This window comes from Kitasatospora sp. Ki12 (assembly GCF_054601375.1).
This window is the reverse complement of the sequence record NZ_BAAIHT010000003.1, coordinates 21,190-40,104: the sequence shown is the minus strand read 5'-3', so window position 1 is coordinate 40,104 and position 18,915 is coordinate 21,190. Positions and strand designations below refer to the sequence as shown.

Annotated in this window: 19 protein-coding genes and 1 tRNA gene; 5 read left to right on the top strand and 15 right to left on the bottom strand. The window is 72.7% G+C overall.

From position 1 onward, the window contains the following. Positions 1-17: 17 nt before the first annotated feature. The 14 genes from ACYP53_RS31010 to ACYP53_RS30945 all read right to left on the bottom strand — a co-directional run bounded on the left by ACYP53_RS31010 (position 18) and on the right by ACYP53_RS30945 (position 11,962). Complete coding sequence (locus ACYP53_RS31010; protein WP_459649880.1) at positions 18-716, bottom strand: hypothetical protein; 699 nt, start codon at positions 714-716, stop codon at positions 18-20. Further along, positions 709-1,440, bottom strand: coding sequence for a T4 family baseplate hub assembly chaperone (locus ACYP53_RS31005; protein WP_189920501.1), 732 nt, complete (start codon positions 1,438-1,440; stop codon positions 709-711). Before ACYP53_RS31005 ends, ACYP53_RS31010 begins: the two co-directional genes overlap by 8 nt. Before the next feature lie 11 nt (positions 1,441-1,451). After that, the gene (locus ACYP53_RS31000) at positions 1,452-1,976 is read right to left on the bottom strand and encodes a phage tail protein (protein WP_189920503.1); all 525 of its coding nucleotides are present in this window, start codon (positions 1,974-1,976) and stop codon (positions 1,452-1,454) included. 7 nt (positions 1,977-1,983) lie between these two features. After that, positions 1,984-3,831, bottom strand: a complete 1,848-nt coding sequence (locus ACYP53_RS30995; protein WP_459649879.1) for a phage tail sheath C-terminal domain-containing protein — start codon at positions 3,829-3,831, stop codon at positions 1,984-1,986. A gap of 184 nt (positions 3,832-4,015) precedes the next feature. Continuing rightward, positions 4,016-4,459, bottom strand: a complete 444-nt coding sequence (locus tag ACYP53_RS30990; RefSeq protein WP_459649878.1) for a hypothetical protein — start codon at positions 4,457-4,459, stop codon at positions 4,016-4,018. Positions 4,460-4,478: 19 nt separating this feature from the next. Further along, positions 4,479-6,230, bottom strand: coding sequence for a peptidoglycan-binding protein (locus tag ACYP53_RS30985; protein WP_459649877.1), 1,752 nt, complete (start codon positions 6,228-6,230; stop codon positions 4,479-4,481). Between the two features lie 294 nt (positions 6,231-6,524). Further along, positions 6,525-7,160: a DUF5753 domain-containing protein gene (locus ACYP53_RS30980; protein WP_459649876.1), complete on the bottom strand. Its 636-nt coding sequence runs from the start codon at positions 7,158-7,160 to the stop codon at positions 6,525-6,527. Between the two features lie 89 nt (positions 7,161-7,249). Further along, entirely contained in the window at positions 7,250-7,930 is a 681-nt protein-coding gene (locus ACYP53_RS30975) for a hypothetical protein (protein WP_459649875.1), read from the bottom strand. A 301-nt stretch (positions 7,931-8,231) separates the two neighbouring features. Continuing rightward, entirely contained in the window at positions 8,232-8,477 is a 246-nt protein-coding gene (locus tag ACYP53_RS30970) for a hypothetical protein (RefSeq protein WP_459649874.1), read from the bottom strand. A 1-nt stretch (position 8,478) separates the two neighbouring features. Continuing rightward, positions 8,479-8,964 (bottom strand): NUDIX domain-containing protein, encoded by a 486-nt coding sequence (locus tag ACYP53_RS30965; protein WP_189920514.1) that lies wholly within the window; start codon positions 8,962-8,964, stop codon positions 8,479-8,481. A 115-nt stretch (positions 8,965-9,079) separates the two neighbouring features. Beyond that, complete coding sequence (locus tag ACYP53_RS30960; protein WP_189920516.1) at positions 9,080-9,388, bottom strand: hypothetical protein; 309 nt, start codon at positions 9,386-9,388, stop codon at positions 9,080-9,082. 626 nt (positions 9,389-10,014) lie between these two features. Further along, positions 10,015-10,091: transfer RNA gene (locus tag ACYP53_RS30955), tRNA-Met, on the bottom strand. A 427-nt stretch (positions 10,092-10,518) separates the two neighbouring features. Then, positions 10,519-11,388: an LPXTG cell wall anchor domain-containing protein gene (locus tag ACYP53_RS30950; RefSeq protein WP_459649873.1), complete on the bottom strand. Its 870-nt coding sequence runs from the start codon at positions 11,386-11,388 to the stop codon at positions 10,519-10,521. Positions 11,389-11,398: 10 nt separating this feature from the next. Then, positions 11,399-11,962: a papain-like cysteine protease family protein gene (locus ACYP53_RS30945; protein WP_189920520.1), complete on the bottom strand. Its 564-nt coding sequence runs from the start codon at positions 11,960-11,962 to the stop codon at positions 11,399-11,401. Between the two features lie 445 nt (positions 11,963-12,407). Between ACYP53_RS30945 and ACYP53_RS30940 the strand changes: the two genes are divergently transcribed. From ACYP53_RS30940 to ACYP53_RS30920, 5 genes are all read left to right on the top strand, one after another. After that, positions 12,408-13,394, top strand: coding sequence for a hypothetical protein (locus ACYP53_RS30940; RefSeq protein WP_459649872.1), 987 nt, complete (start codon positions 12,408-12,410; stop codon positions 13,392-13,394). 40 nt (positions 13,395-13,434) lie between these two features. Next, positions 13,435-14,445 carry a TauD/TfdA family dioxygenase gene (locus ACYP53_RS30935; protein ID WP_459649871.1) on the top strand — a complete coding sequence of 337 codons (1,011 nt, stop codon included), beginning with the start codon at positions 13,435-13,437 and terminating at the stop codon, positions 14,443-14,445. A 214-nt stretch (positions 14,446-14,659) separates the two neighbouring features. After that, entirely contained in the window at positions 14,660-16,222 is a 1,563-nt protein-coding gene (locus ACYP53_RS30930; protein ID WP_459649870.1) for a flavin-containing monooxygenase, read from the top strand. Positions 16,223-16,941: 719 nt separating this feature from the next. Then, on the top strand, positions 16,942-17,343 hold the full coding sequence (locus tag ACYP53_RS30925; RefSeq protein WP_189920533.1) for a nuclear transport factor 2 family protein: 402 nt from the start codon (positions 16,942-16,944) through the stop codon (positions 17,341-17,343). Beyond that, positions 17,340-18,134, top strand: coding sequence for an SGNH/GDSL hydrolase family protein (locus ACYP53_RS30920; RefSeq protein WP_189920535.1), 795 nt, complete (start codon positions 17,340-17,342; stop codon positions 18,132-18,134). Before ACYP53_RS30925 ends, ACYP53_RS30920 begins: the two co-directional genes overlap by 4 nt. 20 nt (positions 18,135-18,154) lie before the next feature. On the opposite strand, the gene ACYP53_RS30915 is transcribed toward ACYP53_RS30920, so the two are convergent. Then, complete coding sequence (locus ACYP53_RS30915; RefSeq protein ID WP_189920537.1) at positions 18,155-18,748, bottom strand: PadR family transcriptional regulator; 594 nt, start codon at positions 18,746-18,748, stop codon at positions 18,155-18,157. Between the last annotated feature and the right edge of the window lie 167 nt (positions 18,749-18,915).

The following is an 18,915-nucleotide window of genomic DNA, read 5'->3' as shown; positions in this document are numbered from 1 at the left end:
CTGCCCCAGCCGCTCGCTCATGAGGTCTCCCGGTCGAGGTACTTGTCCAGGTCGAGGGCCGGGCCCGGGCGGGCGGCCGCCGGCTTGCGCGGTCCGGCCGGGGTGGGCTGGGAGGCCCTGACCTCGACCCGCCCGATCTGGACCCGTACCACCCGCTCGACCGGCTGCTGCCGGCGGCGGCTCCCGGTCCCGCGCGCCTGGCCCGGGGCGGCCGCCCCGGCGGCCCGCCGTACGGACGCCGACGCGGCGGCCGGCCGGACCGCTGCGGGCGGTGCCACGGTCGGCGGCCCGGGGGCGGTCGCCCGGTGCGGTGCGGTAACGGGCGTCGGTACGACTGCCGGGCGGGCGGCCTCCCTCCGCACCGTCGGCTCGACGACCGGTGCGGCGACGGGGGTGACCGGCGGCGCGATCAGCAGCGGCCTGCGCGGCAGCGGAAGGACGGGTGCGAGGGTCGGCCGGTCCTCGCCGGCCACCGCCCGCAGCGCCCTCTCGACCGGCGCCGCGGGCGGCGCCGCCGACGGCCGGGGGAGTGGTGCGGGAGCGGGTCGCCCGCCCGAGCGGCCCGGCCCGAAGGACTCCTCGTCCACGACCGGCGGCGCCGGAGCGAGCGCGTCGGGCCGTTCGAACGGCCCCGGCAGGCGCGGGCGCACCCGTACCCCGGCCCGGTCCCCGCCCGGGCCGCCCTTCGCCACCAGGCGGTCGAAGTGGTCAGGCATCTGCACACAGCTCCAGGTAGTAGCGGCGCCGCAGCGGGCTGAGCGCCAGGATTTCCGGCTCGCTCCAGCCGTAGGCGGTCGCGAGGAGGTGGACGTCGAGCAGGGTCGACCGGGCCCAGTCGTCCAGCTCCTCCCAGAGGTAGGAGGCGATGTCCAGCTCGGCGAGGGCCTGCTCGCCGCACTCGGGGCAGCTGAGGTTCAGCCGGACGTCCGCGCAGGGGTCGGCCGCGGCGGCGGCCTCGGCCACGCGCCGCTGGACCGGTTCGGGGAGCTGCCGGGCGGCGACCGGCTCCCCGCCGTGCTCGGCGGTCAGCACGCACCGCTCCAGCACGACGGCCCTGGCCTGGCCCGCGGGGGCCTGTTCGGCGGCGGCCAGGTCGCCGGGGGTGGGCAGCCGGAAGCCGACCCGCCAGCCGTCCAGCTCCACCCGCAGCGGGCCGTCCGCCGGCCGCGCGGCACCGACCACCTGCCCGGCGTCGAAGGCGAACTCCATCTCCTCCGCGCAACTCGGGCAGCCGAGCCGCACGTTGAGCCGCTCGCCGAACAACTCAGCGCGCAGGACGAAGAGTTCGGCGTCCCGCTGGCCGAGCGGTACGGCCAGCAGCTCCTCCGTCCCGGCGCCCGGACGGGCGACGGTGTGCAGGAGCAGGGCCCGCCCGGTGCGGCCGGCCGCCAGCCCGGCCTCCCAGGCGGCCAACAGGGCTGCCTCCCCCGCGAGTTCCATCGACCGGCCGCTCAGGCCGGCTGCTGGAACGAGGGCTCTTCCGGCTCGGGCGTCTCCTCGTCCCGCTCCCAGCCCTCCACCTCGAGCTTGAGGCTCTGGATCGCCACCGCGTTGGCGTTGGCGTCCAGTTCGCCGAGCACCTGGTACTCACTCGGCCAGGCGCGGTACAGCTTGTGGGCGACCGCCACCTGCCCGGCCTCGTTGAGCACCTGGATCACCAGGTCCTTGCGGAAGTCCCGCAACGAGACCTCCGCCCCGCGGCCCGCGCCGACCATCCAGACCTTGTTGGCCCAGCGGTCGAACTCCGGGTCGTGGGTGACCCCGCGCTCCAGGGTGACCGCCTCGAAGTCGGTGCGCCCCGGCGACTTGCGCGGCGCGCTCGGATCGCCCCCGCTGCGGTGCTTCACCACCTCGGTGGTGCGCTTGAGCGGGCTGATCTTGCTGATTCCGGCGACGACCCGACCGTCCCAGACGACCAGGAACTTGAAATTCTTGTACGGATCGAACCGGTATGGATTGACGGTGAACTCGACCATGGAGATCCTAAACCTCGAACTGTCCGGCGAGCTGTTCGATCTTGACGATCACGAATTCCGCGGGCTTGAGCGGCGCGAATCCGACCACGACGTTCACCACACCGCGATTGATGTCGTCCTGCGTGGTGGTGTCCCGGTCGCACTTGACGAAATAGGCCGAGCGCGCCGACGTGCCCTGGAACGCGCCCTGCTGGAACAGCGAGTGCAGGAACGCGCCCACGTTCAGCCGGATCTGCGCCCACAGCCGCTCGTCGTTGGGCTCGAACACGACCCACTTGGTGCCGCGGTAGAGGCTCTCCTCCAGCATCAGCGCCAGGCGCCGCACCGGGACGTACTTCCACTGCGAGCTGAGCGCGTCGGCGCCCGCCATGGTCCGCGCGCCCCACGCCACCGGGCCCACCACCGGGAAGGTCCGCAGGCAGTTCACCGCGAGCGGGTTCAGCAGGCCGTTCTCCCGGTCCGTCAGCGGGACGGTCAGCGCGCGCACCCCGGGCAGCCCGGCCTCGGTGCCCGCGGGTGCCTTCCACACGCCCCGCTGGCCGTCGGTGCGCGCCATCACGCCGGCGATGGTGCCCGACGGCGGGAAGCTGCGCAGCCGGCCGGTGAGCGGGTCGACCAGCTCCAGGTGCGGGAAGTACAGCGCGGCGTGGTCGTTGCGCACCGAGTCGAAGGCCGACAGGCCCGCCCGGGCGGCGTCCAGCGTCGTCCACGCCTGCGGCGAGTCGACGATCAGGAACATCCGCTGCTCCACGCAGAGCGCCTGGGCGGCCGAGACGACCGTGACGGCCTCGTCCACGCTGGCGTAGCCGGCCAGTTCCGGCAGCACCAGCAGGTTGACGTCCGGCACGTCGCGCAGGGCCTGGATGCCGGTCTTGCCGGCCTCGCTGCCGATCAGGTCCGTCATGCCGGGGGCTCCGCCGTCCTGGCCGCCGGCGAGGGCGAGGACCGGCGGGTTGACCGAGCCCTCCAGCCCGAGGTTGTTGGCGGCCTCACCGAGGAAGCGCACCACGTCGGCCGGGTCGGTGGAGCCGGCGACGACCTGGAGCTGCCGCCCGAACACGCTCACCCGGGTGCCCGCGAAGGCCCGCTTGCCCGGGGCGTCGGGCAGGGCCCGCAGCTTGCGCTCCAGCAGCAGGGCGAGCTCGGGGACGGTGGTCGGCGCGGTGCCGTCCGCGGCGGAGTCGTAGATCTTGACGGTCCGCGAGACGCCGGCGATCTTCACCTGGATCTCGTGGGTGAGGTCCGGCAGGGTGGCCGCGAAGGGCTTGGAGACGGTGCCCACCGGGTCCGGCCGGCTCTCCGCCAGCACCTTGACCCGGACGACGCCCGAGCCGCTGTTCACCACCGTCTCGGCGAACCGGGGGCTGGCGGCCTGGACCGACAGGTCCGCGAAGGACTCCCGGACGGCGCCGGAGGTGTCGAAGACCTGGAGGTTGAAGGTCTCGGCCGGGGTCGGCGTCCGGTAGTCCACGGCGACCCGCAGCCCCCCGCCCCAGAGCCCCGGCTCGACGGCGGTGACCTGCAGGGCCGGGGTGGCGGTGGAGGTCTGCGTCGAGTTGAGCGTGACGCCCGCGGCGGCGCCGGTGCCGGCCGCCGCGACCCGGACCACGATCCCGATCGAGCCCCCGTTGAGGAAGAACTGCTGAACGGCGTAGCTGACCGGGCTCTCGCTCGCGAGTCCGCCGAAACGGCGTTCGAAGTCCGCGAAACTGGTGATGGTGACCGGTTGGTTGAGCGGACCGCGCCGGGTGGCCCCGACGAAGGCGGTCACCGAGGTGCTCACCGCGGTGATGGTACGGACGCCGCTGGGAAGCTCTTCGATGTAGACGCCCGGGTAGGTCGGTGTCGTCGGCAATTCCCCCTCCGTTCACTTCGTGCATCAAGAGACCGGTAAATGGGATCCGGATGCATTGATGGCAGGCTCAGTCTCGGATTCAGGTGACAATTCGTCAAGGCCTGAACGGGAAAGGCTAATTGTATTACTGGGCTTTTTCGGGGTTGCGGAATTGGGTATTCCGCAACCCCTGTGCGATGCCCCGTCAGCCGCCTTCGGGCAGGTTCCGGTAGTCGGGCCGGGCCGGCGTGGGGTCCGGCGCGGGGGCCGGCGCGGGGGCCGGCGGCGTCGCCGCGGGTGCGGGTGCGGGTGCGGGCTCAGGCGTCGGCGCCGGAGCCGGTGCGGGCGTGGGTGCGGGTGCGGGTGCGGACGGCGCGGGCGTGGGTGCGGCGGGCGCGGGCGTGGGCGCGGGGGTCGGCGGCTGGTAGGACGGCGGCCGGGCGGCCCCCAGGAACCAGCCCCAGCTCGCGCCGAACCGGTGCTCCAGGAACCGGAACACGGCGTAGTAGACCGTGCCGAAGCCGGTGACCAGGGCGGAGGTGACGGAGGCGTTGTCCACGTTGATGCCGAGCCGCGCGGCCTGCAGCACGAGGAACGCGACGATGTAGGGCACGCACGTGCGCCACAGGGACAGGGCGAGTTGGTACATCTGTCCTCCTCGGCCGACGTCAGCCGGCGACGGTGAAGCCGTGCGCCTGGCCGAGTCGGGTCAGCGAGTTGATGCCGGGTATGCCGTCCGCCTGCTGCCCGCTGTACCCGTACCGGCGCTGCAGCGCGGAGTAGGCGTCGATGGTCTGGGTGCCGAAGGAGCCGTCGGCCCACTTCCGGTCGAGCAGCCCCTCGGCGACGAGGGCCCGCTCCACCGTGTACACGTCGTCGGCGTGGGTGGTGGCGCCCTGGGGCGCGTCCGGGTCCTGCCGGGCCGCCGCGACCACCCGCGACTTCGACACCTCGGCCAGCGGGATCGCCCCGCCGAGCAGCCGGCGCAGCGAGGACTCGCCGGGCACGCCGTCCGCGTCCCCGCCGGAGTAGCCCAGACTGCGCTGGTAGTCGGCGTAGTTGAGGGTGTCGGCGTCGGTCCAGTCCGGTCCCGGGCCCTGGTCGTAGTGCGAGCCGAAGCCCGCCGCCACCAGCGCCTCGCCGACGACGGTGACCTGCGGACCGTGCGCGCCGTAGCCGTACGGCAGTCCGCCGACGTCCTTCCGGTACCGGGCCGGGGTCTGGTCCGGGGCCGGGTCCGGCTGGGGCGCGGGCTGCTGGGGCGGGGTGACCACCGTGCCGTCGGGGCGCGGCGCACCCGACGTCACCCAGGCGTACAGCGCCGGGCCGGGGCAGTCGGTCGAGTAGCCGTCCTGGTGCCCCTTGATCTCCGGGCCCGCCGGGCCCTGCTGCTCGCAGTACTCGATCGCGTCCCGCAGCCCGTTGAGCTGTTCCGGGGTGGGCACGGTCGAACCGGACGAGCCGACCAGCCCGCACACCGCGTAGTGCGCCTCGTTGAGCGGGACGTCGCCGTTGGCACTGTTGCGCCGGTTCAGCCCGCGGCCCTCGAACACGTGGCCGTGCTCGCAGACCACGAAGCTGTAGCCGATGTCCGACCAGCCGTCGTCGTCCATGTGCGAGGCCTGGAGGCGCCGGACGTAGGCCGGGCAGGTGTCGTGGGCGTCGAAGGTGTACTCCGTGCCGAGGTAGTGCACCTTCACCCCGGCGCGCGGACCGGCGTACGGGATCGAACCGTTGGGCTCGCGCCAGGGCCGCGCGCCCCACTGGTCCCGGTCCACCAGCTGCAGCCCCGGCCAGCCGGTCGACGGCGGCTGCGGCTGCGGGTCCGGGGTCGGTGCGGGGGGCTCGGGGGCCGGTGCCCCGACGGCGCCGGCCCACGCCCGCAACTCGTCCAGCGAGCCGTTGAACACGTCCGCGTCGAGCGGGTCGTCGCTGTACTGGTGGAAGCGCCAGGACGCCTGGATGCGCGGCGAACCCGCGGACACGTAGTCCGCTATCCACAGGAAGTCACCGGCGTTGTCGTCCGTCCGGAACCAGTAGTCCCGGTTGGTGTAGAGCCCGACCAGGCGGTCCGGGTAACGCTGCTTCACCGCCGCCAGCCACCGGTTCTTCGCCTCGGTCGCGTCGCCGTCGCCGACCGACTGCCCGTACGGCTCGAAGTCCAGCACCAGCAGCTCGCCCGCGGGCACCTGCCCCACGACCCGGCAGAAGTGCTCCACCTCACCCTCGACCGGGTTCTCCGCGTGCAGGAAGTGGTAGTGCCCGACCACCAGCCCGCGCCCCCGGGCGTCCGAGAGCTTGTCGGCGTACCCCGACTGGCCGGTGTGGCCGCCTTCGGTGGCCTTGATGAAGACGAACTCCGCGTCCCCCGGAATACCCGACTGGAAGTCGGAGACGTCATAACCCTTCGCGTATGCCATCAGGATGCTCCCCCTTTGCGCCGATGGCAGCCACGGCCGACCGGCCCCATCCCCCGGGGCCCCGACGCCGGCCAGAGCGTCATGCTCACTCCACATGAGAATTGACTGAACGTCAACTTCTTTGATTTGAAGGTGTTCTGTAGGTTCTGCGAGCCTCCTGGGGCGGCCTTTTCCACAGGCCTGTGCCACTGGCACATCCACCGGACGACACGCCGTGGCGAGGGGTGTGCGGGGGCCTGTCCGGCATCCAGGGGCCAACATGTGTCCGGCGACTGTGGAGGCGGGGGTCGGAGGTCAGGAGGTGTGCAGGGCCCTGGTGATGAGGTCCCGGGCGTCGTCGCCGTACACGGCGGACTCGTGGAGCCGGTCGAAGGCGCGGTGGAAGACCCGGACACGGTCGCCGGTGATCGTCTCGCCTCCTCGGTAGCCCTCGACCTCGACGCGGGCGCCGTCGAAGATCCCGAATCCGTCGCCGGGATAGACCGTCAGCCGGGCGCGGGCGGGGATGATGCCGAGGGTGAGGCCGGGCAACGTCAGGGCCTCCAGAAGGTGTTCGAGCTGGGCGCGCATGACCTCGGGGCCACCGATGCCGGTGAGCAGCGCCTGCTCACCGAGCAGGACGTGGAAGCTGCGCCCGCCGGCGCCGAAGTACTGGGCACGGGCGACGCGCTCGGCGGCGCCGGCCTCGATGTCCCGCGGGATGCCGTGCAGGTCGACGACCAGCCGCAGGACCTCCTCGGCGTAGGCGCGGGTCTGCAGGTTTCCCCAGACGAGATCGGGGCTGTAGCCGTGGTAGTGCGTGGTCCGCTCGACGAGCCGGCGGAACTCGGCCTGGATCGGCCCGGTTCCCTGCCGGAGAAGACCCGGCCAGTCGACGGCGGCCGGGCCGGCGGCGGTGAGGTCCGGGGTGGGGATGGTGGGGTCGGACATGCGTTTCCTCCTGGGGACACGTGAGGCCCGGTGGACGGGTCGTCCCGCCCGGCGCGTGCGTGCCCCGGGCGAAACGGCGAGCGCGGATGTCAGCGAGCTTGCCGCGACGGCTGAGCGTCGTCGGAGCCACCAGCGAGGGGGATGGCCGCGACCGGCTCCCAGGACAGCTCCCAGGCCAGATCGCCACCCGGACGCGGGAACTGCCGGAACGTCACGTCGAGCAGCTGGAGCGCGCTGAAGCGGACGGGGACGTGGCTGGGCGAGATCCCCCGCAGGGCCGTCTGCAGCGCGTCGGAGGACGCCTCGGCCCAGGCATAGCCGAGCGAGATGTGGTGCCGGCCGCCGTCGTGGAGCAGCGCGCCGGGCCCGCGGACCTCGCGGATCGCGTCGCGTACCCGCTCGCGCAGGTCGACCAGCCGCTCGTCGGGCGAAAGGTCCAGGAACGCCCCGGCCCGGTTGGCGATCGGAGACCCGGCCGTGACCTCCAGCGGGCCGGTGAAGGCCAGGTGCGTGCGCAGGGCGGCGACGAGGTCGTCGCGCTCCTCCGGGGTGATCTTGTCGGCGGTGGTGTCGGCGACCATCTCGATGGTGCAGTGCAGCGTGCCGTCGCCGAGCGGGGCGACGGGGTACGGGCTCATGGCGCCGCGGCACTCGTCGACCAGCCGGGCCAGGGGCAGATCGGCCCGCAGGTCCGGAACGGCGTAGACGTGCAGGACGCGGGCACCGTCGGGCCACGGCGCGCCCTGGAACTTCGGAACGAACTTCTCCACGATCGCTTCTCCGTCACGTCGGTGCGGCGGGCCGTGCCGCGCGGGGCGGTGCGGCTCGCCGCTGTGGTCAGGACTGGCCGAGGAACAGCTGCTGGACGGGCTCGAAGGTGTAACCGGGGACCGGTGCCGGACGCCGGCGATGGTGGCGGTGGCGCGGACCCCCGGCCGGATCCGGTGGCCGAGGTCGGAGGCGAGGCGGTCCGAGCGAGCAGCGAGTTCAGGGGTATCGGGGTGTCGGTGTCCTGGACACCGTAGCCGCACGGCATGTGGTGCCAGAAGTGGGTCCCGGCGGGAGGGCGGGTCAGTCGGCAGGAGGGAGGCCGGGCGGCTGCGACGGGCCGGGAGCCAGGCGCTCCAGCAGCCGGTCCACGCTCCCGTCGGGCCGGTAGAGCGTGCGGTACGCGTACAGGTGTCGTCCGCCGGGCAGCGTGGCGACGCCTTCCTCGACGACGATGCGGCCCTGGGTGATGGCGCGCAGCCGCAGGTCGACGTCCGCGGGCAGGACCGCCTGCTCGCCGGCGGGTGGGCGGCGGTGGCGGCCGGGCACCTCAGGCCCCGACCAGGGCACGCGGATCCGCGGCGCTCTCCCAGCCGTGGGTGGAGAAGCCCCGCGCGTCGCCGGTGAGGTAGGCGGTGAGGGCGGTGTGCGAGGTGGGGAACATCGGGGTGGGCAGCGCCCCGGTCGCCACCCAGACGACGGCGAGGTGCTTGTCCGGCTCGGTGTTCGTCAGCTCGCCGTGCCAGGACGTCGCGGCGAACACCGAGAGCAGGAACGGGCCCTTGTCGTCCCAGCCGGCCTTGACTTGGACGGTGTGGACCAGCCGCAGTTCCTCGGGGGCGACGACCAGGCCCGTCTCCTCGCGCAGTTCGCGGGCGGCGGCCTCGTCGAGCCGCTCGCCCTCCTCGACCTTGCCGCCGGGGATGGTCCAGGCGGGGATCTCGGACCAGGAGTCGTTGGCGTAGTGGATGCAGGCGACCTTGCCCGCCTTCTCGTCGTGGACGATGGCGCACACGGCCTGACGCAGGGACTGCATCGGAACTCCAACAGGTAGTGGGGGAGGGGGTGTTCACGCAATGGCGCTCGGGTGGCGCAGCAGGTCGAGCGCGGTGCGGGCGTAGCCGAGGAGGGATCCTGATCGATGGTCCTTGTCAGCTCGCGGTTCGCTGCCCGGACGGCAGGCGGACTGCCTCGGCGAGCATCGGCAGGTAGTGGCGCAGGTGGGGCGGGACCTTCAGGTCGAGTAGCTCGTCGAGGGGGGCCTGCCGCTCGGCGGGAAATTGTGAGGCGGCGGGCCGGTGGGGCTTGCCATGAAGACCTCCGGACACGGGGTGGTGTTCGAGCGCGCGGAGCCCGGCATCGGCATCCATCGCAGCAAGTACGTTTTCAGGGCGTCGAGTTGATTGGCTGCTTGGCAGTGGAGGCGACCGATGATGGTGCTGTTCGAATGCGCCGTTCAAGCGGATTTCCTCCGGGCGAGCCCGGGGCGAACGGGGACTTTTCGAGCATCCTCGCGCGCACCCCGACGGCTCCTCCAGGTGGCTGCGCAGGGCGTCCGGCAGGGTGGCGGAGCCCAGTGCGCAGGCGGCGAGAGCCCGTTCGAGTGCTGCGCCCCGGACCTGGTCGAGGCGGCGTCGGGCGCCCTCGTGGGCGAGGAGGTCGCGCAGCGCGTAGCCGTCTCGCGATTCACTCGTTCGGCTGGTCAGCCGGGCGGCGATGTTTCGGGCGGCGGGACTGTCGGGGTCGGCCGCGTCGAGGGCAGCGGGGACGTCACACGGTGGTGGCGGAGGCGAGGGCGGCGACCTGGTGGCCGTCGAGGATGCGTCGGCCGACGCCGCCCGCCACCTCGACATCACCGTCGACTAGGCCCTCTCTTTCGGATCTTGTCGGATCAGCGCACGGCGTTGGGCGCCCGGCTGGGCGTGCCGGCGGATCGTCCTCGTACTGGGTCGTACTTGGATGATTCGCCGGTGCGTCCAGGCGGGATGCCCGGCGTCGTGCGCCCGGCAAGATCCGAAAGAGAGGGCCTAGCCCCACGAACAAGGCCCGGGGCCGGAACGCACTGCGTTCCGGCCCCGGGCCTTCGTGGTAGCGGGGACAGGATTTGAACCTGCGACCTCTGGGTTATGAGCCCAGCGAGCTACCGAGCTGCTCCACCCCGCGTCGGTACGGCGACTCTACGGCAGCCATGGCGTAAGGCGAAATCAGCGGCCGGACACGCTGCACGTGCGGACGGAACAGGGGTCGCGGGGCCGGCCGAGCGGCAGGTCCTCGACCTCCGGAGTCCGAGCTCCTCGCCCTGGTAGAGGTGGACGGATCCGGGCAGGGCGAGGGTGAGCAGGGCGGCGGCGCCGCGGTCGAACCAGAACCGCAGGACGGCCTCGTGCTCGGCGCGGGCCGACTGTCTCCCGGTCCGCGGGCGATCCCGTGCAGCGCACGGCCGACGTCCGCGGCCCTCCGGGCGGCGTCGCCCCGACGGTGAGCTCGGGACCGACCGAGGAGGCGGACGAGTCGCGGGCCCGCGGGCCGTGGGACACGGTTTCGCCCTGACCCGGGCCGCAGGCGGGGGACAGGGCGAAGGGGGCCGGGTTCAGCTGCTGGTGTTGCGCCGGCGGCGGAGGGCGAAGGCGCCGCCCGCGAGCGCCAGGGCCGCGCCCGCACCGCCGATGAGCACGGGTGCCGACGAGGGAGCGTCCCCCGTCCTGCTCGCGGTGCCGTAGCCGCTGGACATGCCCGTGGTGTCGTACCCCGACCCGGGCAGCTTGTCGGCGTAGCGGGCCTTGACCAGCTTCTGGTAGCCACTCAGCGAGACCGACGACTGGCCGTTCAGGCCTTGCCGTGCCTGGTCGTTGAGCGGTTCGACCGTGGTGAGTCTCAGCCGGTACCAGCCGCGGATCTGCGGCTCGGTGAACACCAGGGTGCCCACCGTGGCCTTGCCCGCGTACGTGGCGTCGCTGTCGCCGTCGCGCACGGCCGCCAGGTGCCAGCCGCCGCCGTCAGTGGGGGCGAGCATGACGGTGGCGTTCCGTCCGTTGACCGGGGCGTTCAGCGTGGAGACCAGACGGCTCAGCTTGACCGCCTCGGCGGCGATCGGCAGGGACGTTCCCGCGACGAAGCCGGGGGTGATCTCGTTCAGGGCCAGCGGGTCGTTCACGGTGAACGCCGGGATGCCCTCGCACGGGTCGGCCTTGTCGGGGATGGGCTGCGGCGTCCCGGCCCCGTCGCCCGCCGGCAGCGGAACGCTGAGGAAGCGGCAGACGGTGGCGCGGACATCGGCCGACCTCACCAGGTCGAGGGCGGCCTGGTAGTCCGGGATGTCCGCCGGGAGCGGGTCCATGGGCGCGGCCGCACGGGCGGGGCCCGCGACGGCCAGGAGTGCGGAGGCGCTCAGCACCAGGCCGGTGGTGAGTCGGGAGAGGCGGGAGGCCGCCCTCGTGCGGGACGTGCTTGTTTCGCGCATGCCGCCTGCCTTAACGGGAGATGCCGATCCGGGAGTGGGTCCACCTGAACGAGCTGTTGCTGACGTAGTCGTTGTAGTTCCACCACGTGTAGGTGGCGGTGTCCGGCCACGGGTCGGCGACGGCGATGGTGTTGTTCGACGTGTCGAAGCCGTAGACGACGTTCATGTGGCCACCGCCGGAGGTCCACCCGATGCGGGCGGCGACGGGCCGGGCGGCTTTGACGTCGGTGTAGACCTGGTTGAACGTGGCCGCGCTGGTCAGGCCCGAGCCGGGGTGGGTCATGCCGAGGCTGTTCCAGCCCCTGGCCATGTCGTCCAGCGTGGCGGGCTGGTTGTTGCAGCCGTAGTAGGGCTGGGCGCGGTTGCAGAAGTCCGTCTGCGTACTGCCGTAGCCCTGGAACTTGGCGATCGTCAGTCCGGAGGCGACCCAGCACCACTGGGTCTTCTCCTGCTTGTACATGTTGATGGTGTCCTGCCCCGCCTCGGCGTGGGCCGGGCTCCCTGCGGCGGCGAGCAACGCCGAAGCCGTCAGTGCGACGGCCATCGCCGTGCCCGCGAACGTGGATCTGCCCATCTTCCTGCCTTCCCGCGAAGGTGCGATGCGTGCCCGGGATCTGGCAGAGCTATGGCAGCACGAATGAGCGGCATCTGACATAGTGTGTATAGAAACGGTACCCGCAAGGGTGAATAGTCATATGTACAGGGGGTCTTGCGGCGCTGACGGCCCTGTCGGCCGGAGCCCGCAGGGCGTGCTGAGCGTGCTGGGCGTGCTGGGCGTGCCGGGCCGGTCACCGCTGACCTCGTCGGCCAACTCCGGTGCACCGCAGGGGGAATCATCCGGCAGGCCGGGGTTTGGTACGGCGTGTTCCTGGCGAAATACTTCAACCATGGGCTTATCGCCGGTTGCCGGTCATCCTGCTGTCGCTGTCTTCCGTGAGCCCCGAGGCGGGCGGCCCGTCCCGGTGCTGGGTCCGCGGGTCGACGGTGAGGCGAAGCGGACCGCGGGTGTGCTGGCCGGGGTGGCGAGCCACGCCGGACCTGTCGAGCGGACCGGCGGGCTGCGGCAGGCCGCAGCGGCTGCCGGCGAGCTGGTGGCCGCGCTGTCGGCGCTGGCCCCGGCGGTGGCCGGTGAGGACGTGCCGGCGGAGTCGACCAGTCAGTCGTACTTCCGGGTCCGTGAGGTGGAGCTCTCGGATCAACAGGCCGCCCTGCACGGCGCCCTGGTCATCCACCGCGGTCTGGAAGACCTGTGCGATGCTCCGCTGTCGGGTGCCGACCTGGCCCTGGAGGTGGCCGGGCTGCGGCAGTCGGTGCTCGACCTCACCGGCGCGGCACCAAGCGCCGACGCTGACGCCGTCCCGCCGGTGACCGTCCCCGAGGCCGGCGCGGGGTCGTCGTCGGAGAGCGTGTGGAGTGCCCGGTGGCTCGTCGGGCACCAGGTCCACGTCCTGTTCAACGTCTGCGCCGCGGTCGCCGTGGCCGACGCCGCCCGCCATCTGCGGCACGGCGACGACGATGCCGCGCTGCTGCGGCTGGCGGACGCGACGGTGTACGTGCGCGGCTTCCCGGCGGCCATGACCCACGCCAGTACGATCCCGGCCGACTACTACATGGCGGCGATCCGCCACACCATGACGCCTCCGTCGACGGACGTCCCGTTGAGCGGGCGCCAGCACCGCGGATACCGGCTGTTCCGGGCGGAGATGAAGGACCTGCTGTCGGTGGTGCCCGACTCCTACGAGCAACTGGCGGCCCGTGCCCCGGAGTTGGCCGAGGCGAGGGGTGCTCTCCTGGAGGCGGACATCGTGGACGCCGAACGGCACGTCACCCTCGCGTACTCGATGGTCCATCTGCGGCGTTCCATCGCTCAGCGGACCGAGGGCCCCGACAACGCCGTCGCCGAACTGCGGCTCATGCGCCACCGCCGCGCGGCCCAGTACGCCCCCCTGATCCGGTTCGGGGACCACTACGTCGCCGACGCCGTGGCAGGCCTGCGCCACTCCTGAGTCCGCGCGCCCGCCGCCCACACCCCCGGCAGGAGACCTGATGCCCGAGACGACGCCCGACACCCACCGAAGCACTGTCGCCGCCGCCGACTGGGACCTGGGCCGGGCCGATGCCGACGCGTGCGAGCGGCTGGCCCGCACCCTGTGCACCGGAGGGCACGACCAGGTCGACAGTCCCGAGTGGGTGGCACGGGCCAGGGACGCCTGGGAGGACCTCCCGCCACGACTGCGCCGTGCGGTGCGCCGGTTCCGAAGGCACTCCGGCCCGCACGGCACCATCGTGATCGGCGGCCTGCCCGTCGATCAGGCAGGCCTGCCCGCGACACCGGCCGTGCCCGGCTCGGTCCAGCGCCAGGCCACCGTCCCGGCCGCGGTTCTCACCATGGTGGCCTGCGGGCTCGGCGAACCGCTCGCCTACCTGGCCGAGAAATCCGGCGCCCTCGTGCAGGACGTCGTGCCCGTGCCCGGGCAGGAGACCTTCCACGGCAACGCCGGATCGGTGCCGCTCTCCTTCCACACCGAGAACGGCTTCCACCCCCATCCACCCGACTACGTGGTCTTCCTGTGCCTGCGCGCCGACCACGACCGGGTCGCCGGCATGCGCGTCGCCGGCCTCCGCCGAGCACTGCCGCTCCTCACCCCGGCCGGCCGACAGGCCCTGTTCGCACCCGAGTTCATCACCACACCACCACCCTCCTTCGGCCCCGGCACCGCCACGGGCGAGCCCGCTGCCGAGCCCCGACCGGTGCTGTCGGGAGCAGCCGAGGACCCCGACATCCGCATGGCCCAACTCGTCACGACCCCGCTGACCCCGCGGGCCGCCGCGGCGCTGACCGAATTCGGCCGCGCCTGCGAGGAGACCGCCCGCACCCTACGCCTGGCACCCGGCGACCTGGTCGTCATCGACAACCGGGTCACCGTCCACGGCCGCACCGCCTTCCAGCCCCGCTACGACGGAGCGGACCGCTGGCTGCAACGCACCTACGTCACCACCGACCTGCGCCGCTCCCGCGACCACCGCCCCCACGACGGCCACATACTGACCCGCTGACCGGCTGACCGGCCTGAAGCGCGGGAACCGGCCCCGTTGCCTGGGTGGTGCAGGTCAGCACCGGGAGCACCCTGTGCCACGGAAGAGTGATGCCGCGGGGTTTCGAGAGCACTCGGCTGCTCGGTCCGGGACGCTGACGGTGCCGCGCACCGGAAGCAACGGGAGAGAAGACACCATGCACGAGGCCCGCCGTCGGCCTGACCGGAGCAGCGCCGTGATTCCCGCACAGGCCACCCGACCCGGTGGCAAGGACGCGCACGTCGTGGTCGTCGGAGCAGGGTTCTCCGGTATCGGCGCCGCCATCCGGCTGCGGCAGGCAGGGGTGCGAGACGTGCTCCTTCTGGAGAAGGCGCCGCAACTCGGCGGCACGTGGCGGGAGAACACCTACCCGGGCTGCGCCTGTGACGTGCCCTCGACGCTCTACAGCTACTCGTTCACCCCGGACACCGCCTGGAGCAGGCTCTTCGCCGAGCAGCAGGAGATCCACGGCTATCTGCGGACGACGGCCGAACGGTACGGGCTCGGCGACGTACTTCGGTGCGGAGTGGACGTGCGGGGAGCCCGGTGGGATCCGGCGGCCGGGCGCTGGCTGCTGGAGACCGGCGACGGGCCCTACAGCGCCGCGGTACTGGTCCTGGCCACCGGCCCGTGGCACCTCCCGCGCCACCTCGACGTCCCCGGGATCGAGGAGTTCACCGGGCCCGTGCTCCACACCGCACGCTGGGACCGGACCGTCGACCTGACCGGGCGTCGGGTCGCCGTGGTGGGCAGCGGCGCCTCCGCCGTCCAGCTCGTCCCCGCCGTCGCGGCCCGCGCGGCGACCGTCCACGTCTTCCAACGGACGGCCCACTGGGTGCTCCCCAAACCCGACCTGCCGGTACCCGCGCCGGTCAACCGGTTCCTGGACCACGTGCCCGGTGCCCGCGGCGCCTTGCGCGCCGGGCAGTACGCGCTGCAGGAGGGCTTCGGCCTCGCCTTCCGCCACCCGCCACTCGCCCGCCTGATCGAGGCGGGAGCCCGCGCGCACCTGCGGATCGCGGTCCGCGACCGGCGGCTGCGCCAGGTGCTCACGCCGGACTACCGGTTGGGCTGCAAGCGCCTCCTGACCTCCAGCACCTTCTACCGTGCCCTGGCCCAGCCACATGTCCGCCTGCATCCCACCGCCGTGACAGCGGTACACGGGAACGAGGTCGTCGGCGCCGACGGCACCGTGGTCCAGGCCGACGTCCTCGTCACGGCCACGGGCTTTCGCATGGGTGAGCTGCCGCTGGCCCGGAGCCTGCACGGCACGAACGGCCTGACACTGCACGAAGCCTGGGACGGCGGACCGCAGGCGTACCTGGGCACCACCGTCAGCGGCTTCCCCAACCTCTTCCTCCTGCTGGGGCCCAATCTGCTCGGTGGCTCCACCTCCGCGATCACCGTTCTGGAAGCCCAACTGACCTACCTCACCGCCGCCCTGGCCCACCTCGACCACGGCGGCCACCGCGCCCTGGAGGTCCGGGCGGCCGCACAGGCCGCGCACAACACCGCGGTGCAGGAGGCGTTGCGGACCACCGTGTACAACTCCGGCGGCTGCACCAGCTACTACTTCAGCCCCGGCGGCCGGAACACCTTCGCCTGGCCGTGGTCCACCGGGCGGCTGATCCGCCGGCTGAGCCGCTTCGACCCCGATTCCTACACCTGGCACCCGGCGGTCGGGCCCGTCCCCCTGCCCGCCCCGGCACCGCCGCAACACGACGACCGTCCGGCTGCCGCGAAAGGGAAACAGCCGTGACGACCGCAATGGAGCACCGGCCGAACACCGGAAGAAGCTCCTGGCGGACGCATTTGGCGTAGGAGGCCGCAGTGGACGGCTCGAGCGTCCACTCCTGCAACGCCACCCACTCCAGCAGGAACGCACCGATCGTGAGCTTGCGGTCCTCGAGCACGTCCGTCGCCTCCGCGTTCGGCACGCACTGCAGTGCGTTCACGGCATCCTCCCGTGACCCGTAACCGCTGCGCCGCCGGGTGCTGCGTCCCTCGCCGTTCGTCGGCATGTCCACCGCGTACGCCCAGCTCCCGTGCAGTGCATCCGCCGCCGGCCGCGGGCAGCGTGCCCCGATCGGACGTCGATCCGCGCGCCGGCATCCACAGCGCCGGTGGACCCGCCCACGCTCGAACTCAGCCTCACTGGACGCCGTTGGACTCTCCCTTCACGCAAGCAACTTCCGTCTCATGACCGCCCACTCGGCAGCTGCGAGGTCGCACTGGGCAAAGGGGGGGCGAAACACACCCACAGCGCACGACACGGTGCTCACCCCGATCCGACCTGGAGCCAGGTTTGACCTTCGGCACTGGGTGGGTCTGCCCGCTTGGACCGGTCTGCAGGCCCTGGCTCCGCTGTCTGTGATGGAAGGTCAGCCTCGACACCCGTTCCGACGCTCGACATCGCCCGGATCGCGCGACTAGGCTCGCGCACAGCAGCTATTCAATTTGTTGACTATGGAGCCTGCCGTGCACCCCTTCCGCGCAGCCGTCGAGGCCGGCGACCACGACGCCATCGAGGCCCTTCTGGCAGAGGACGTCGTCTTCACCAGCCCCGTCGTCTTCAAGCCCTACCCGGGCAAGGCCATGACCGCCGCGATCCTGCGCGGTGCCGCACGGGTCCTCGAGGACTTCCAGTACGTCCGCGAGATCAACGACGGCGGCGGCCGCGACCACGCTTTCGTCTTCAAGGCCACCGTCGACGGCCGCGAGGTGCACGGCTGCGACTTCCTCCACGTCGACGAGGACGGCCTGATCGACGAGTTGACGGTGATGGTCCGGCCCCTCTCCGGCGCGCAGGCGCTCGCCGCCGCGATGGGCGCGCAGTTCGAGCGGATCACCGCCGAGGCGCTGGGCGCGTCCGAGGCATGACCGTGACCACGGGTTTCCGCCGCTACGTCGCGGTCGGCGACAGCCAGACCGAGGGCCTGGGTGACGGTGACGAGGCGGCCGGATGGCGCGGCTGGGCGGACCGGTTGGCCGAGACGATCGCCGGGGACGAACCCGGCCTGCTCTACGCCAACCTCGCCGTGCGCGGCCGACTCGCCGGCCAGGTGCGGGCCGAACAGCTCGCCCCCGCCCTCGCGCTGCGACCGGACCTGGTCACCGTGGTCGCCGGGATGAACGACCTGATGCGGCCGGGCTTCGACGCGGGCGAGGTGGTGGCGGAGCTGGACGCGATGTTCGCCGCCTTCACGGCCACCGGGGCGCGGGTGCTCACCTTCACCTTCCCCGACATCGGCCGGATCGCGCCGCTGGCCCGCGGGCTGCGACCCCGGCTCCTGGACCTCAACGCGCGCATCCGGGCCACGGCCGACCACCGCGGCGTCGCGGTCGTCGACTTCTTCCCGCACGAGGTGACGACCGATCCGCGCATGTGGAGCGCGGACCGGCTGCACGCGAGCCCGCTCGGCCACGCCGGGATCGCCGCCGCGGCGGCCGAAGCGCTCGCGCTGCCCGGCAGCGACAGCGGGTGGGCCGAGCCGCTGCCACCGCTCCCGGCAGCGGGGCTCCGTCGGCGAGCCGCCCAGGAGGCCGCCTGGATCGGCACCTTCCTCGGACCGTGGCTGACGCGCCGCCTGCGCGGGCGCTCCTCGGGCGACGGAAGGGTCGCGAAGCGCCCGGATCTGCGGCCCGTCGGGGCTCCCCGCCCGGCGTACTGAGCGGCCGCCCGCAAAGACCGTCAGACCGGCCCCTGCGCCGGCCCCCGCACGGGGGCCGGCGCGGCGGCCCGCCGGTCCAGAACGGCGAGTGCCCGCTCGCACCAGCGCTGGTTCTCGCGCTCGAACGACAGTCCGCGCATCAGCGTCAGATACGGCCCGATACGTTCGGCCGTGGCGAGGTACTCGTCCTCGAAACGCCCGTCCAGCAGCCGGGCCCGCAGGCGCTCGTAGCGGGCCACCTTGGCCTGCGCCCACACCAGCCGTTCGAGCAGCGCCGCGCGCACGGCGTCCGGGTCGCCCGCGTCCACGGCCTGCACCTGGACGAGCAGCTCGTCCCGGATCGCGGACGGCCGTGGCGGCGAGGCCGTGAACGACCGCAGCGCGGCGCGGCCCGCCTCGGTGAGCGAGAACAGCCGCTTGTTCGGCCGCCGCTCCTGCTCGACGACCCGGGCGCTGACCAGACCCTCGGCCTTCATCCGGTCCAGCTCCCGGTAGAGCTGCTGCGGTGTGGCCATCCAGAAGTTCGCCGCCGACGCGTCGAACGCCTTCGTCAGGTCGTAACCGGACGCCTCGCCCTCCAGGAGGGTCGACATGATCGCGTTGCGCAGGGCCATGCCGCCAGCCTAGCGAGCGCCACCGTGCACCGGCGACCGACGCGATTAATCAACAAGGCACATATCTCTGAGACGCCTCCCGGCATGCTCCTGGAGGGGGCCTGTCCGCGGCCCGGACCGGTGGGCGTACCTGGCTGTCGGCGCTGTTCATCGGTGTCGGTGATGCA

What these genes read in the sequence shown, in the direction of transcription:
- ACYP53_RS31010 (WP_459649880.1), bottom strand. Translation starts at nt 716, where the DNA reads ATGCCTGACCACTTCGACCGCCTGGTGGCGAAGGGCGGCCCGGGCGGG.
- ACYP53_RS31005 (WP_189920501.1), bottom strand. Translation starts at nt 1,440, where the DNA reads ATGGAACTCGCGGGGGAGGCAGCCCTGTTGGCCGCCTGGGAGGCCGGG.
- ACYP53_RS31000 (WP_189920503.1), bottom strand. Translation starts at nt 1,976, where the DNA reads ATGGTCGAGTTCACCGTCAATCCATACCGGTTCGATCCGTACAAGAAT.
- ACYP53_RS30990 (WP_459649878.1), bottom strand. Translation starts at nt 4,459, where the DNA reads ATGTACCAACTCGCCCTGTCCCTGTGGCGCACGTGCGTGCCCTACATC.
- ACYP53_RS30985 (WP_459649877.1), bottom strand. Translation starts at nt 6,230, where the DNA reads ATGGCATACGCGAAGGGTTATGACGTCTCCGACTTCCAGTCGGGTATT.
- ACYP53_RS30980 (WP_459649876.1), bottom strand. Translation starts at nt 7,160, where the DNA reads ATGTCCGACCCCACCATCCCCACCCCGGACCTCACCGCCGCCGGCCCG.
- ACYP53_RS30965 (WP_189920514.1), bottom strand. Translation starts at nt 8,964, where the DNA reads ATGCAGTCCCTGCGTCAGGCCGTGTGCGCCATCGTCCACGACGAGAAG.
- ACYP53_RS30950 (WP_459649873.1), bottom strand. Translation starts at nt 11,388, where the DNA reads ATGCGCGAAACAAGCACGTCCCGCACGAGGGCGGCCTCCCGCCTCTCC.
- ACYP53_RS30945 (WP_189920520.1), bottom strand. Translation starts at nt 11,962, where the DNA reads ATGGGCAGATCCACGTTCGCGGGCACGGCGATGGCCGTCGCACTGACG.
- ACYP53_RS30935 (WP_459649871.1), top strand. Translation starts at nt 13,435, where the DNA reads ATGCCCGAGACGACGCCCGACACCCACCGAAGCACTGTCGCCGCCGCC.
- ACYP53_RS30920 (WP_189920535.1), top strand. Translation starts at nt 17,340, where the DNA reads ATGACCGTGACCACGGGTTTCCGCCGCTACGTCGCGGTCGGCGACAGC.
- ACYP53_RS30915 (WP_189920537.1), bottom strand. Translation starts at nt 18,748, where the DNA reads ATGGCCCTGCGCAACGCGATCATGTCGACCCTCCTGGAGGGCGAGGCG.